The sequence below is a fragment of the Sphingomonas sediminicola genome, from assembly GCF_049991885.1.
In the GTDB taxonomy this organism is placed as follows: Bacteria; Pseudomonadota; Alphaproteobacteria; order Sphingomonadales; family Sphingomonadaceae; genus Sphingomicrobium; species Sphingomicrobium sediminicola.
In genome coordinates, this window is sequence record NZ_CP178916.1 from 2,310,921 (window position 1) to 2,325,000 (window position 14,080).

11 protein-coding genes (1 of these 11 running past the window's edge) are annotated in these 14,080 nt (G+C 64.2%); 6 read left to right on the forward strand and 5 right to left on the reverse strand.

Annotation, left to right across the window (positions count from 1 at the left end; translation table 11 throughout):
• Positions 1-63 precede the first annotated feature (63 nt).
• The 4 genes from ACMC5O_RS12045 to ACMC5O_RS12060 all read left to right on the forward strand — a co-directional run bounded on the left by ACMC5O_RS12045 (position 64) and on the right by ACMC5O_RS12060 (position 5,969).
• Positions 64-759 carry an ImuA family protein gene (locus ACMC5O_RS12045; protein ID WP_426692931.1) on the forward strand — a complete coding sequence of 232 codons (696 nt, stop codon included), beginning with the start codon at positions 64-66 and terminating at the stop codon, positions 757-759.
• The gene (locus tag ACMC5O_RS12050; RefSeq protein ID WP_187708571.1) at positions 683-2,194 is read left to right on the forward strand and encodes a DUF6504 family protein; all 1,512 of its coding nucleotides are present in this window, start codon (positions 683-685) and stop codon (positions 2,192-2,194) included. Before ACMC5O_RS12045 ends, ACMC5O_RS12050 begins: the two co-directional genes overlap by 77 nt.
• A 50-nt stretch (positions 2,195-2,244) precedes the next feature.
• The gene (locus tag ACMC5O_RS12055; RefSeq protein ID WP_426693530.1) at positions 2,245-5,484 is read left to right on the forward strand and encodes an error-prone DNA polymerase; all 3,240 of its coding nucleotides are present in this window, start codon (positions 2,245-2,247) and stop codon (positions 5,482-5,484) included.
• A gap of 98 nt (positions 5,485-5,582) precedes the next feature.
• Complete coding sequence (locus ACMC5O_RS12060) at positions 5,583-5,969, forward strand: DUF2147 domain-containing protein (protein WP_187708569.1); 387 nt, start codon at positions 5,583-5,585, stop codon at positions 5,967-5,969.
• Here the strand turns inward: ACMC5O_RS12060 and hutH are convergent.
• Genes hutH through hutI form a run of 3 tightly spaced genes read right to left on the reverse strand, consistent with a single transcriptional unit; the run spans position 5,962 to position 10,336 of the window.
• The gene (gene hutH / locus ACMC5O_RS12065) at positions 5,962-7,470 is read right to left on the reverse strand and encodes a histidine ammonia-lyase (RefSeq protein ID WP_426692932.1); all 1,509 of its coding nucleotides are present in this window, start codon (positions 7,468-7,470) and stop codon (positions 5,962-5,964) included. The genes ACMC5O_RS12060 and hutH overlap by 8 nt on opposite strands.
• A complete protein-coding gene (gene hutU, locus ACMC5O_RS12070; protein ID WP_187709997.1) occupies positions 7,467-9,128 on the reverse strand; it encodes a urocanate hydratase in 1,662 nt (553 codons plus the stop codon). Before hutU ends, hutH begins: the two co-directional genes overlap by 4 nt.
• Entirely contained in the window at positions 9,125-10,336 is a 1,212-nt protein-coding gene (gene hutI / locus ACMC5O_RS12075) for an imidazolonepropionase (RefSeq protein ID WP_187708568.1), read from the reverse strand. Before hutI ends, hutU begins: the two co-directional genes overlap by 4 nt.
• A gap of 40 nt (positions 10,337-10,376) precedes the next feature.
• On the opposite strand from hutI, the gene ACMC5O_RS12080 reads away from it, so the two are divergent.
• Complete coding sequence (locus ACMC5O_RS12080; RefSeq protein WP_187708567.1) at positions 10,377-11,258, forward strand: arginase family protein; 882 nt, start codon at positions 10,377-10,379, stop codon at positions 11,256-11,258.
• On the opposite strand, the gene ACMC5O_RS12085 is transcribed toward ACMC5O_RS12080, so the two are convergent.
• Together ACMC5O_RS12085 and ACMC5O_RS12090 are read right to left on the reverse strand one after the other, a co-directional pair.
• Complete coding sequence (locus ACMC5O_RS12085) at positions 11,243-11,830, reverse strand: alpha-ketoglutarate-dependent dioxygenase AlkB (protein ID WP_187708566.1); 588 nt, start codon at positions 11,828-11,830, stop codon at positions 11,243-11,245. The two genes, ACMC5O_RS12080 and ACMC5O_RS12085, sit on opposite strands and share 16 nt — an antisense overlap.
• Complete coding sequence (locus ACMC5O_RS12090; RefSeq protein ID WP_187708565.1) at positions 11,830-12,852, reverse strand: ATP-dependent DNA ligase; 1,023 nt, start codon at positions 12,850-12,852, stop codon at positions 11,830-11,832. The genes ACMC5O_RS12085 and ACMC5O_RS12090 overlap by 1 nt, the downstream gene beginning before the upstream one ends.
• Positions 12,853-12,927: 75 nt before the next feature.
• Between ACMC5O_RS12090 and ACMC5O_RS12095 the strand changes: the two genes are divergently transcribed.
• A protein-coding gene (locus ACMC5O_RS12095; RefSeq protein WP_187708564.1) for an ammonium transporter crosses the window boundary here: on the forward strand, positions 12,928-14,080 show its 5' portion. It continues 92 nt past the right edge of the window; only the first 1,153 of its 1,245 coding nucleotides appear in the window; the start codon lies at positions 12,928-12,930; its stop codon lies off the right edge, out of view.

Below are 14,080 nucleotides of genomic sequence, written 5' to 3' on the forward strand. Positions count from 1 at the left end.
ATTGACTCCTCACCCTGACTCGCGAGAAAAGAACAAAAGCAGAACATAAACGTTGCGAGTCGTGTGGTTGGAGGCCTTTCCCTGGTCGCCGGCGGCGGAAGCCGTGCGGCCGAAATTCACCAGCTCCCCAGCGGGCTGGGTGAGCGCTGGCACGTGCCCGCGCCGCTCAGCCCCACCTTGTCGGAGCTGTTCGCGGCGAGCCCGCGCGATGCCGGCTGGGCAGGGTTCCTGCTGGCGCAGGCCGATCGAGCCAAGCCGCTGCTGTGGGTGCAGGACCGCATGGCGATCATCGAAAGCGGCCGTATCTACCCGCCGGGTTTGGGTAGCGTCGAGCTCATCCACGTCGAGGCGCGGGACGCGAAGCTCGCGCTCTGGGCGATGGAGGAGGGGCTAAGATGCTCCGGCCTGTCCGGAGTGATCGGCGAGCTGTGGGGCGATCCCGCGGCGCTCGACTTCACCGCGACGCGGCGGCTCGCGGTGGCGGCGGAACGTTCTCGCGTGCCGTGCTGGCTGGTGCGGCTGGCGGGAACCGCGAACCTCAGCGGCGCGCGAATGCGTTGGAGGATCGCAAGCATGCCCAGCATCGCCAATTCCTTCGATCCGCGCGCGCCCGGTTCGCCCGCCTGGGAGACGGAGTTGTTTCGCGCGCGCGGCTATCCGCCCGGCCGCTGGGGCGTCGCGCATGAGACGGGTACTTTCCATCTGGCTGCCGCATCTGGCCGTGGAACGCTGGGCGAGGTCGAGCGACTTCGGGCCTGACGATCCGGTCGTGCTGACGGTCGAGGGCACGCACGGGCCGATCATTCATGCCGTAACCCAGGCCGCTGCCGAGCGCGGTGTGCGGGCGGGTTCCCGCCTGACCGATGCACGGGCGATCGATCCCGCACTGATCGCGGTTCCGGCCGATCCGGCTGGCGACGAGGCGTTGGTTGAGCGGCTGGCGCGCTGGGCGGGGCGATGGTCGCCTCTGGTCGAAGTCGATGGCGCGAACGCGCTGCGGCTGGATGTCACCGGCGTCGCCCATCTGTTCGGCGGCGAACGCAAGCTGGTGGCGGAAGTGCAGACGCGGTTCGCCGTAGCCGGGCTTACGACCCGCGTCGCGATGGCGCCGACTGCCGCTGCCGCCTGGGCGCTAGCACATTACGGCGATGCGGGAGCGGTGATCTGCGGGAAGGACACGGGCGCGAAGCTCGCCGATCTGCCGGTCGCGGCATTGCGATTGCCCCCGGAAGCGACGCGGACTCTGGAGCGGCTGGGGCTGAAGACCGTCAGCATGTTGGCTGGAATTGAGCGCCGCTCGCTTGCCCGCCGTTTCCGCGATGCGGACAATCCGGTCGACGCGCTCGACCGCGCGCTTGGCCGCAAGCCGGAGCCGCTGACCGCCATACCCACTGCCCGCCCTCCGCGCGCCTTGCTCAAGCTGGAAGAGCCGGCGACGCACCCGGAAGCTCCGATGCAAGCTCTCGAGCGGCTGATCCCCGATCTCGTCCAGCAGCTTGAGCGACGGCATCTCGGCGCGCGTCGGCTGGCGCTGATCGGCTTTCGGGTCGACGGCAGCACTGCAGTGGCTTCGGCCGCGACGAGCATTCCGAACCGAGAGCCGACGCATCTGAAGCGACTGATCGCCGACAAGGCGGCGGCGCTCGATCCCGGATTCGGCTTTGACGCCTTCGTGCTCGAAACGAGCTGGGCGGAGAATTTATCATCGTCGCAGGATAGCCTGATCGAGGAACCGTCAGGGACGCGAGAAGTGGCACGGCTTGTCGACCGGCTCAGCGTGAAGCTTGGACCTGAAAAGGTTCGGCGTCCCCAGCCCCATGAAAGCCATTTGCCCGAACGCGCAAGCGGATGGCGGCCGGCGCTTGAGAAAACTGAGCCGGTCGGCACAGCACCGACGCCGCCAAGGCCGCAACGAATGCTCGACCGGCCGGAAGCGATCGCGGTGGTCTATGCGACGCCCGAAGGCGTGCCGCGCCGCTTCGTCTGGCGCCGCGCGGTCCACGACATCGCCCGCGTCGAAGGGCCGGAGCGGATCGCGCCCGAATGGTGGCGAGAACGGTCGACGGCGCGTCTGCGCGATTACTACCGCGTCGAGGACCAGGCCGGCCGCCGTTACTGGATTTATCGCGAAGGACTGATCGGCGACGGCCGCGGCAGTCTGCCCGAGTGGTACATGCACGGACTGTTTGGCTGATGCCCGAGTATACCGGCTTTTCGCGGTTGAAGCTGGTGCGGACCGGCGACATGCCTCCGCCTCCAATCGCGCCGTCCGCCTACGTCGAACTAGGCGTTAGCTCCCCTTTCTCCTTCCTGCGCGGCGCATCGGATGCGATCGAGCTGGTCGGAGCCGCCTTGTCGCTGGGCTTCGACGCCATCGGCATTGCCGACCGCAACACGCTGGCGGGTGTCGTACGGATGCACAGCGCGTGTGACGCGGTCGGCCTTACGCCGCTGATCGGCTGCCGGCTCGACCTGTCCGACGCACCGAGCCTGCTCGCCTATCCGATCGACCGCGATGGGTACGGACGGCTGTCGTCCTTGCTTTCACTGGGCAAGATGCGGGCTGACAAGGGTGAATGCGACATCAGCCTTGTCGATGTCGCGGAGCATGCTGAGGGCATCGCCTTCATTGCCTGGCCGCAGGACGATCTCGCTGATTTCGAACAAGAATTGCCGCGCCTCCGTGAAGCTTTGACGTCACTGCGTCACGTTGCGGCGACCTGGCTCTATCGCGGCGACGACAGTGCGCGGATCGAGCGGCTCGACCGCATCGCGCGGCGTCACGGCTGTTCCATCCTCGCCACCAACGACGTTCTTTATCATGCGCCGGACAAGCGCCCGCTGCAGGACGTGATGAGCTGCATTCGCGAGAAAGTGACGCTGACCACCGCGGGTTACCTGCTCAATCCGAATGCCGAGCGGCACCTGAAATCCCAGGCGGAAATGGCGCGGCTGTTCGCCCGTTGGCCGCACGCGATCTCAGCAACGCGTGAGTTCGCGGATGCCCTCCACTTCAGCCTGAACGAGCTTCGCTACGAATATCCGCGCGAGACGGTGCCTGACGGGCGAACACCGCAGCAGCATCTCGAGCATTTGACCTGGGAAGGCGCGCGCCGGTTCTGGGGCGACAAGGTCCCCTACAAGGTGCTGACCCAGCTCAATTACGAGCTGAAGCTGATCGAGAAGCTCGACTTCGCGCGCTACTTCCTGACCGTCCACGACATCGTCGCTTTCGCACGCAACCTCGATCCCCCGATCCTGTGCCAGGGGCGCGGATCGGCCGCGAACAGCGCTGTCTGCTACTGCCTGGGAATCACCGCGGTCGACCCGGCGACCAGCGACCTCTTGTTCGAACGCTTCATTTCCGAGGAGCGCCGCGAGCCCCCCGACATCGACGTCGATTTCGAGCATGAGCGGCGCGAGGAAGTGATCCAGCACATCTACGAAAAGTACGGCCGCGACCGTGCCGGGATCGCCGCGACCGTCATCCATTACCGCCCTCGCTCGGCGATCCGCGAGGTCGGCAAGGTGATGGGGCTGAGCGAAGACGTCTGCGCCGCCATCGCCTCCAACTATTGGGGCAGCATGGAGGCCGAGGTCGCCGAGGAACGCGCGAAGGACGCCGGACTCGACATGAACGATCCGCATCTCAAGCGCGTGATGAAGCTGGCCGAGCAACTCATCGGCATGCCGCGCCACCTGTCGCAGCATGTCGGCGGTTTCATCCTGACCGAGCGGCCGCTGACCGAGACGGTGCCGATCGGCAATGGTGCGATGGAGGACCGCACCTTCATCGAATGGGACAAGGACGACATCGAGGAGCTCGGCATCCTCAAGATCGACGTGCTCGCATTGGGCATGCTGACCTGCATCCGCAAATGCTTCGACCTGATCGACCTGCACGGTGGCGAGCGCTGGGAGCTGGCGACCGTCCCGCAGGAGGTGCCCGAGGTTTACGACATGCTGTGCAAGGGGGACTCGCTCGGCGTGTTCCAGGTTGAGAGCCGGGCGCAGATGAACATGCTGCCGCGCCTCAAGCCGCGGAAATTCTACGACCTGGTGATCGAGGTCGCGATCGTCCGGCCGGGACCGATCCAGGGCGACATGGTCCACCCGTATCTGAAGCGGCGGGCTGGCAAGGAGCCGGTGACTTTCCCCTGCCCCGATCCCACGCATGGCGAGCCGGACGAACTGGAGAAGATCCTAGGGCGGACGCTCGGCGTGCCGATTTTCCAGGAGCAGGCGATGAAGATCGCGCTCGATGCGGCGAAATTCAGTTCGGAGGAGGCGAACCAGCTGCGCAAGGCCATGGCGACCTTCCGCTCACGCGGGAACATCGAAGTGCTTCAGGACAAGATGGTCGGGCGGATGGTCGAGCGTGGCTACGACCCCGATTTCGCCCAACGCTGCTTCGACCAGATCAAGGGCTTCGGCGAATATGGCTTCCCCGAAAGCCACGCGGCGAGCTTCGCGCACCTCGTCTACGTGTCGAGCTGGCTGAAATGGAAATATCCGGCGGCGTTCGCCTGCGGCCTGCTCAACTCACAGCCGATGGGTTTCTACGCGCCGGCACAGATCGTACGGGATGCGAAGGAGCATGGCGTCGAGGTGCGCGCGGTCGACGTGAACTACAGCGATTGGGATTGCACGCTTGAGGATGGCGCCTTGCGGCTGGGTTTCCGCCAGGTCGAAGGATTGCACCGCGACACGGTCGAGCGGTTGGAAAGCGCGCGCGGGAAGCGGCCCTACGAGAGCGTCGAGGACTTGCGGACCCGTGGCAGAATGCCGGTCCATGCGATCCAACGGCTGGCCTCGGCCGATGCATTCCGTTCCATCGCCCTCGATCGCCGTGCGGCTCTATGGGATGCGCGGGCGCTCAAGCAGGCGCCGGACCTGCCCTTGTTCATCGCGGCGGAAGCGCGTGACGAAGGAGCGGAACTGACACGGGCGAAACTGCCGACCATGCCGCTCAGCGAGCATGTCGTGAACGACTATCAGACCATCCGCCTCAGCCTGAAGGCGCATCCGATGGGCCTCCTTCGCGAACATTATGCAGCACAGAAGTTCATCACCGCCGACAAACTTCCCGGCGTCCGAGACGGCAAGCACGTGTCGGTGGCGGGGCTGGTGCTGATCCGCCAGCGGCCAGGCAGCGCGAAGGGCGTTTGCTTCATCACGCTGGAAGACGAGACGGGCATCGCCAATCTCGTCGTCTGGCCCGACGTGTTCGACAAGCAGCGCAAGATCGTCATGGGCGCGCGGCTGATGTGCGTTCACGGCATCATCCAAAAGGATCTCGACGACGGGGTAATCCATCTGGTCGCTCGAAAGCTGGAAGACCACACGCACATGCTGCGCCATTTGAGCGACGAGCTGATTCCTTCGACCCTCAATCAGGGTGATGGCGGCGGAAGCTGGAGACCTCCAGCAGCCGCGCATCCGCGCGATGTGGATGTCATCCCAAAGAGCCGCGATTTCCACTGACGGGGCGTTCAAACTCGCTGTCGGACGGGGTTAAGCCGTTCATCCGGCAGCAATTCCAGCGCACCATTCTTGCCGCAAACAATGCGTAATTGGACGCCATGAAACGGATCTTGCTCAGTATTGCAGCGGTTGCCGTGACGCTCGGAGCGTCCGGTCCCGCGAACGCGCAGGCCCTCGAAGGGAAATGGGCGAACGCGAAACGAAGCGTGATCGTCCACGTCGCGAGGTGCGGCGATGCCTATTGCGGAACCGTTAGTTGGGCATCGGCGAAGAATCGCCAGAAGGGCGCCGAACCTGGCACGCGCGTGCTCAGCGAACTCCGCCCCACAGGCGGCGGCATCTACAAGGGAAAGGCGTTCGAGCCGAAGCGCAACATCCACGGCTCCGCGACCGTGCGGCAAGTCGGGCCCGACACGATGGTCGTGAAGGGCTGCGCGGTGATCGGCCTGTTCTGCTCCGAGCAGCGCTGGACACGCGTCAGCTAAGGAACAGGCCGTCCTCGCCGGTGACCCCGCCGCCGAGCACCGCTACTTGAAGCTCCGCCATTTCGTCGGCCCAATATCGGTCTGACGTAAAGCGCGGCGTGATTTCACGCACCTTCGCGTGAATCTTCTGCAGCCTTGGGCTGGTCTTGAGCGGCAAATGGAAATCCACGGCCTGCGCAGATGTCATCAGTTCGATAGCAATCACGCCCGCGGCGTTGCGCGCGATCTGCGCCGCCTTGCGTCCGGCAATCGGAGCCATGGACACATGATCTTCCTGGCCAGCCGAAGTCGGGATGGTGTCGATGCTTGCCGGATGAGCCAGCGATTTGTTCTCGCTGACGAGAGCAGCGGCGGTCACCTGCGTGATCATCATGCCCGAATTCACGCCGCTGTCCTCGGTGAGGAAGGGCGGGAGGCCGCTCATCTTGGGATCGATCAAAACCGCGCTGCGGCGTTCGGAGATCGAGCCAATCTCGCACAATGCCAGCGAGATGATGTCGGCCGCGAAGGCGACCGGCTGCGCATGGAAATTGCCGCCTGAGATGGCGATGTTTTCGTCCGGGAACAGGATCGGATTGTCGGTTACCGCGCCGGCTTCGATCGTCAGCGTCCGCGCGGCATTTTCAAACAAATCGAGCGCGGCGCCCATCACCTGTGGCTGACAGCGGAAGCTGTACGGATCCTGCACCTTGCCGCAGCGCGTATGGCTCGCTCCGATCTCGCTACCGTCGAGCAGGTCGCGGATGGCGGCGGCGACCCGAATCTGTCCGGGCTGGCCGCGCAACTCGGAAATGCGCGAATCGAACGGCTTCACGCTGCCCTTCAGGGCATCGACCGAAAGCGCACCGGCTGCGATTGCCGAGGCGAACACGCGCTCGCCTGTGAACAGCGCATCGAGCGCGATCGCCGTCGACGCCTGCGTGCCGTTGATGAGCGCTAGACCTTCCTTCGGTCCGAGCTGAAGGGGCTGCATGCCGAGCTTCTTGAGCGCCGCTTCCGACGCAAGGACTTCTCCGCGGACATCGATCTTGCCCTTGCCCATCAGCGCGGAGATCAGGTGTGCGAGCGGCGCAAGATCGCCCGATGCGCCGACGCTTCCCTGCGACGGAATGACCGGCATCGCATCATGCTCGAGAAGCGCCTCGAGCGCCTCGATCACCAGAGGACGAACGCCGGAATGACCGCGACCTAGCCCGAGCAACTTCAACACGATCATCAACCGGGTGACATGTCGCGGCAGCGGATCCCCGAGACCGACGCTGTGCGACAGGATGAGGTTGGTCTGGAGCTCCGCAAGCCGATCGTCAGGAATGCGCGTGCTGGCGAGCAGGCCGAAGCCCGTGTTGACGCCGTAGACCGTCTCGCCCCCGGCAACGATGCGATCCACCGAAGCGGCTGCTTCAGAGACACGCTGCATCGATGAGTCGTCGAGGCGCGCGCTTGCCCCTGCCCAGATGCGACGGAGCGTCGCGAGGTCGATCCTCGTCGGGTCGAGCTTCATGCGCCCACCATGGGCAGGTCGAGGCCCTGCTCATGCGCGCAGTCGATCGCGATGCGATAGCCCGCGTCGGCATGACGCATCACGCCTGTACCCGGATCGTTCCACAGCACGCGCTCCAGCCGCCGCGCGGCATCGTCCGTGCCGTCGGCGACGATCACCATGCCGCTGTGCTGCGAATAGCCCATGCCCACGCCGCCGCCGTGATGCAGCGAGACCCAGGTCGCGCCGCCTGCGGTGTTGAGCAAGGCGTTCAGCAGCGGCCAGTCTGAGACGACGTCGCTACCATCCATCATGCTTTCCGTCTCGCGGTTGGGCGAGGCGACCGAGCCGCTGTCGAGATGGTCGCGGCCGATGACGATGGGCGCGCTGACTTCACCATTCCTGACCATCTCATTGAAGGCGAGACCGAGCTTGTGGCGCTGGCCGAGGCCGACCCAGCAGATGCGCGCCGGAAGACCCTGAAACGCGATCCGATCGCGCGCCATATCGAGCCAACGATGGAGGTGCGGATCGTCCGGGATCAGCTCCTTCACGCGCTGATCGGTGCGGTAAATGTCCTCCGGATCGCCGGATAAAGCGACCCAGCGGAACGGGCCAATGCCCTTGCAAAAGAGCGGTCGGACATAGGCCGGAACGAAGCCGGGGAAATCGAATGCATGGGTGACGCCCATGTTCTTCGCTTCCTGGCGAATGTTATTCCCGTAATCGAACGTCGGAACGCCCATTTCCTTGTAAGCGAGCATCGCTTCGACATGTACGGCAATGGACGCCCGCGCGGCGTCGGCGACCGCGATAGGGTCGCGCTCGCGCATTTCCTGCCACTTGGCGACCGACCAGCCCGCTGGGCAGTAACCGTTGGCCGGGTCATGCGCGCTCGTTTGGTCAGTGAGCGCGTCCGGGCGGATATCACGCTTCAGCATTTCCGGAATAATCTCAGCAGCATTGCCGAGCAAGCCGACGCTGGTTGGCTCGGTCGCCTTGGCGATGATGTCGAGTGCTTCGTCGATGGTCGTTGCGCGACGGTCGAGATAGCGCGTCTCAAGCCGTTTCTCGATGCGGCTTTCCTGGCATTCGATGGCGATGCAGTGCGCGCCCGCCATGACTGCCGCGAGTGGCTGCGCACCGCCCATTCCACCAAGGCCGGCGGTGAGGATCCACTTGCCCTTGAGGTCGCCGCCGTAATGCTGACGGCCCATTTCCGCGAAGGTCTCGTAGGTACCTTGGACGATGCCCTGCGTGCCGATGTAGATCCACGAGCCCGCGGTCATCTGGCCGTACATCATGAGCCCGGCGCGATCGAGCTCGTTGAAGCATTCCCAAGTCGCCCACTTGGGCACGATGTTGGAATTGGCGATGAGGACGCGCGGCGCATCCTTGTGCGTCGGGAAGACGCCGACCGGCTTGCCCGACTGCACGAGCAGGGTCTGATTCTCCTCCAGCCGCTCGAGCGTCTCGACGATCTTGTCGAAGCATTGCCAGTTGCGTGCAGCGCGACCGATCCCGCCGTAGACGACCAGGCTCTGCGGATCCTCGGCGACCTCGTCGTCGAGGTTGTTCATCAGCATCCGGATGGCGGCTTCGGTGGTCCAGCTCTTCGCCACGATCTCGCTTCCGCGGCGCGCGCGGATGTGACGGCTGTTGTCGCGTCGATCGGTCAGTTCTCGACTCCCCCGTAAACTCGTCTTTCAGGCCCCGGCAGGCCGACCCAGTAGCCCAGCTCGGCGAGGCTTTCGAGCCGCCAAACGCAAAGGTCCGCAGCCTTTCCGGCAGCGATGCTTCCGACTTCATGTGCAAGACCCAACGCTCTCGCCGCATTGATCGTCATTCCGGCCAGCGCCTCTTCGGGCGTCAGGCCGAAGAGAGTGCAGGCCATGTTCATCGCCAGCGTCGGCGAGAGCATCGGGGACGTTCCCGGGTTGCAATCGGTGGCGATCGCGACGGGCACCTTGTGCTTGCGCAGAAGCTCCACCGGCGGCTTCTTCTTTTCCTGGAGCGAATAGAATGCACCGGGGAGGAGCACCGCGACCGTGCCCGCTTTCGCCATTGCCTTCGCTCCGGCGTCGTCGAGATGCTCGAGATGGTCGGCAGACAATGCTTTATGCTTCGCTGCCAAGGCGGCGCCGTTCTGGTTCGACAATTGCTCCGCATGAAGCCGGACCGGGAGGCCATTCGCCTGTGCGGCGGTGAAAATGCGCTCCACCTCCTGCGTGGTGAAGGCGATCTTCTCGCAGAAAGCATCGACGCTGGTCGCCAGCTTCTCGCGGGCCGCGCGCGGAATCAGTTCGTCGGCAATCATCGTCACATAGTCTTCGCGGCGATCACTGTACTCCGGCGGAAGGGCATGAAGCGCGAGCAAAGTCGGGACGATCCGTACGGCCTCACTCGCGGCTAGAGCCGCCGCGCACCGCAGCATCCGAAGCTCACCTTCGACGTCGAGCGCATAGCCCGACTTGATCTCGACGGTGGTCACGCCGCCCTTCAACAAAGCGTCGAGACGTAGCGCGGCGGAGGCCAGCAACTGATCGTCGGAAGCGGCGCGTGTCGCCTTTACCGTCGAGGCAATTCCGCCGCCGGCCTTGGCGATTTCTTCATAGGTCGCGCCCGCACGGCGCATCGCATGCTCGTCCGCGCGAGTGCCGCCGAAGATCAGATGCGTGTGACAATCGACGAGCCCAGGAGTGACCCATGCGCCTCCGAGCGCGACGACCTCTTTCGCGCGAAAGCCGGCGAGCTCGGTCCGCTTCCCGACGCGCAGGATTCGCCCGTCCTGGATCGCGACCGCCGCATTCTCAATCAATCCGAGCGGGTTACCGGGCATGGGCTCCATGGTGGCGATACGGCAGTCGACGAGGAGGCGGTCCCACATGGGGCTGCCCTTAGGCGACTGCTCTTGCTACGGCAAAGGAATGAGTGGCTGGCCGAACCTTTCCGAGCTTCTGGTCGCGAACAATGCCCACGCGCCGGTCGGCCTAGTCGGGGCGCCCTTGGGCGTCGGATCGGTAACACCCGGGCGCTGCGACCTTGCGCCTGAAACTCTCCGAAGAACGCTTCGGCGCATCGGACGATACGACATTGAGAGCGGGCGCGAGATCGCCACGCATATTGCCGATTACGGCAATGCTGAGATTGCGGGACTCTCGATCGAGCAGGCAACGGGCCCAATTCGCAATGCAATCGGCTCCAGCGCGTCAGTGCATGCGCTCACATTGCTCGTAGGAGGCAACAATGCGGTGACGCGGCCCGGAGTTTTGGGGCTTGGACTTCCGCTGGAAAAGATCGGCCTGATCACGCTCGATGCGCATTTCGATATGCGCGAAACTGCCGAGGGTCTCAGCAATGGCAACCCCGTTCGCGCGCTGATCGAGGACGGGCTGCCAGGAGCGAACATCGCCCAGGTCGGTCTCGCGAGTTTCGCCAACAGCAAGAAGATGCACGACGATGCGGTCGCTGCAGGCAATCTCGTCATCACGATGGGCGAGGTCGCACTCAACGGAATCGAGCGAGCAATTGAACGGGCCTTGAACCATGTCGAAAATTGCGAGGCGATAGTCGTTGACTGCGACATCGACGTGATCGAGCGCGCGCAATTCCCCGGAGCGCCCGGCGGCCGACCCGGCGGGATGGCGGCGACAGACTTCTTCAAGGCTGTTCGCCATTTGGCGTCCGTGCCGCGCGTGCGAGTCATCGATCTTACGGAGTGGGATCCGCCGCTCGATGCGACCGACCTCAGCGCACTGACCGCGGCTCGCTGGGTCGCAGAGTGCCTCGCGGGCTACGAGCTGCGCTGAAGCTCCGCCGCTTTCCGGCGGCCGAGGTCAGACAGTGTCCGGAAGGTAACCGAGAAGCGAAGCCTATCGCCGGGCACGATCCGATGCTCCCAGTCGTAACGAGCCTCGCCGGATAGGAGATAAGCAGAGCGGGGCTCGACCGGCAGGTTAAATCGCCGGAAGCCCGTCTCAGCTCGCTGCCGAAAGCGAAGAACGGCGGGCGTGTTCAGGGAGATTCCGACTACCCGATCGAACACGCTTCGATCCTTATGCCAGCCGATGCCGGCACCTGCGTCATATCGCGCGACAAGTGCATGGGCGATCTCACTTCCCGCCAATAATGCCGCCTTGTCGCGGAGCGGCTCTAGCCAGGTGGGAATGGGTTCCGCGGGCTGGAAGCTTGCGTCGTCGAAGTCGTAGCGCCACCCGTAGCTTTGCGTCTTGCGGTTCCCGGTCCAGCCCTGAAACCGGAACGGAGCGAGATCCATAGCTTCAAGCTGGACGAGCAACTCCCGCTCCTCGTCGCGGCTGATGAATTCCTCGCGATAATCCATGCCGGCGATCAGCGGTTCTGCAAACAAATCGGTCTGCATCACAGCCCAAACAACTCTGCAATTTCCGATGGCTTCAGTTCCGGCGCGAGTTGCTCGAATGTGCACTGTTTCGGCGCCTTGTCCGGACGCCGGCGAAGCAGCGCGGTACCGTGCCGGAAGCGCCGGCCGGTGACCTGGTCGTAGCGGACCTCAACGACTAGCTTCGGCTTGAGCGGCTTCCACTGGCCCGTGCGCTCGGTGTTCCAGCGGCTCGGCCCGCCGGGAGCGTTGCCTGTGAATCCGGGCGGCTCGATTAGAGCTTCGAGTTCCTTCGTCAGAGCGGCCCGCTCTTTTGCTGCAATGGCGGAGGTGAAGCCCACATGGTGAAGCAGGCCTCTCTTATCATAAAGGCCAAGGAGCAGCGAGCCGACCTCGCGCTTCTTCTCCCCGTAACGGAATCCGCCAACCACGCAGTCTGCCGTTCGCAATTGCTTCACCTTGACCATCGCGCGCTCACCAAAGCGATACGGCTGGTCGAGGTGCTTAGCGATCACGCCATCCAGTGCACCGCCGCTGCGCTTGAGCCAGCCAAGCGCAACATTGCGATCGGCTGTCGCAGGTGAGAGCAGAAGGCCATCGACGGCATTTTGCTTGAAGAACTTCTCGAGAGCCTCTCGCCGGGTGGAAAGCGGCTGCTCATCGAAGCTTTTCACACCGACCTGCAGCACGTCGAACAGCATGAAGAGCGCCGGCGTCTCCTTCGCCAATTTGCGAACGCGGCTCTCAGCGGGATGCAGGCGCATCTGAAGCACCTCGAAGTCCAGGCGGTCCTCTGACGGGATGACAAGCTCGCCATCGAGAACGAATTTCTTTTCCTTCACCTGCGCGAGGATCTCGATCACCTCGGGGAAATATCGGCCTAGCGGCTTGCCAGAACGCGAAATCATTTCGACCCTGTCGCCGTCGCGCCGGGCGATGCAGCGGAAACCGTCCCACTTGGGCTCGTATTGCCAGCCAGCTCCTTCCGGCAGTTCGGCGGCGAGCAAGGCTTCCATCGGAGTTGGCACGGAATCTCGGAGCATGACGTGTGAACGATTCACATAGCCCGCCGCTCCAAGGCCGTTAGCTTGTGCAGTGCAGCAAATACGCGGGGTGGCATGGCCGGCGAGCTCACGATCGACAGCGGGGATACGGCGTGGATGCTGATCTCGACCGCGCTGGTGATGATGATGCTGCTGCCTGGGCTGGCACTCTTCTACGGCGGGCTGGTTCGCGCGAAGAACCTGTTGTCGGTAATGAGCCAGGCGCTCGGCATCGCCGCCGTCGCAATCCTCATGTGGATCGGGTGGGGCTATTCGCTGGCGTTCGCCGGAGGAAACGCACTGATCGGGGACCTGTCGAAGGCGGGCCTCTCCGGCATTGACGGCGCGAGCGCCTGGGCGGTCCCGACGGCTGGGAAGGGCATTCCAGAGCTGGTGTTCGTTGCGTTCCAGATGACCTTCGCTGCGATCACAGCCGCGCTTATCATCGGTGCTTTGGCCGAACGCGTGCGCTTCTCGGCGATTATGCTCTTCACGCTTCTGTGGCTCACGATCGTCTACGCGCCGCTTGCGCATATGATCTGGGCGCCCGATGGATTCCTGTTCGCGTTCGGGGCGATCGACTTCGCCGGAGGTACGGTCGTTCATGTGAACTCGGGGGTGGCTGGGCTCGTCGGCGTCTACTTTGCAGGATCGCGGATCGGGCATTTGAAAGAGGCAATGCCGCCCCACTCTCTCGCGTTGACGATGGTGGGCGTCGGGTTGCTCTGGGTCGGATGGTTCGGATTCAATGCGGGGTCGGCACTTGAGGCGAATGGATTGGCGGCGGTCGCAATGGTGAACACCTTTGTGGCCCCGGCCGCGGGAGCGCTGGCATGGATGGGCGCGGAGCGCGTCGTGTCGGGAAAACCAAGCATGCTCGGCGGGGCTTCCGGCGCTGTCGCCGGATTGGTCGCGGTCACGCCTGCAGCGGGGATCAGTGGGCCGATTGGCGCGATCCTGATTGGCGCGATCACCAGCGTCGCCTGTTATGGCTTCGTCGGATCACTCAAGAACCGGCTTCGGTTAGATGATAGCCTGGATGTTTTCGGCATCCACGGCATTGGCGGAATCGTCGGCTCGATCGGCACGGCATTCGTGGCGCTTCCTGCCCTGGGTGGCCATGGTGCGCAGGAATACTCCCTCGCCTGGCAGCTGCTGCGGCAGGTCGCCGCCGTCGGAACCGCAATTGTCTGGTCTGCCGTAGGATCGGCCTTGTGTTTCGCGGTTG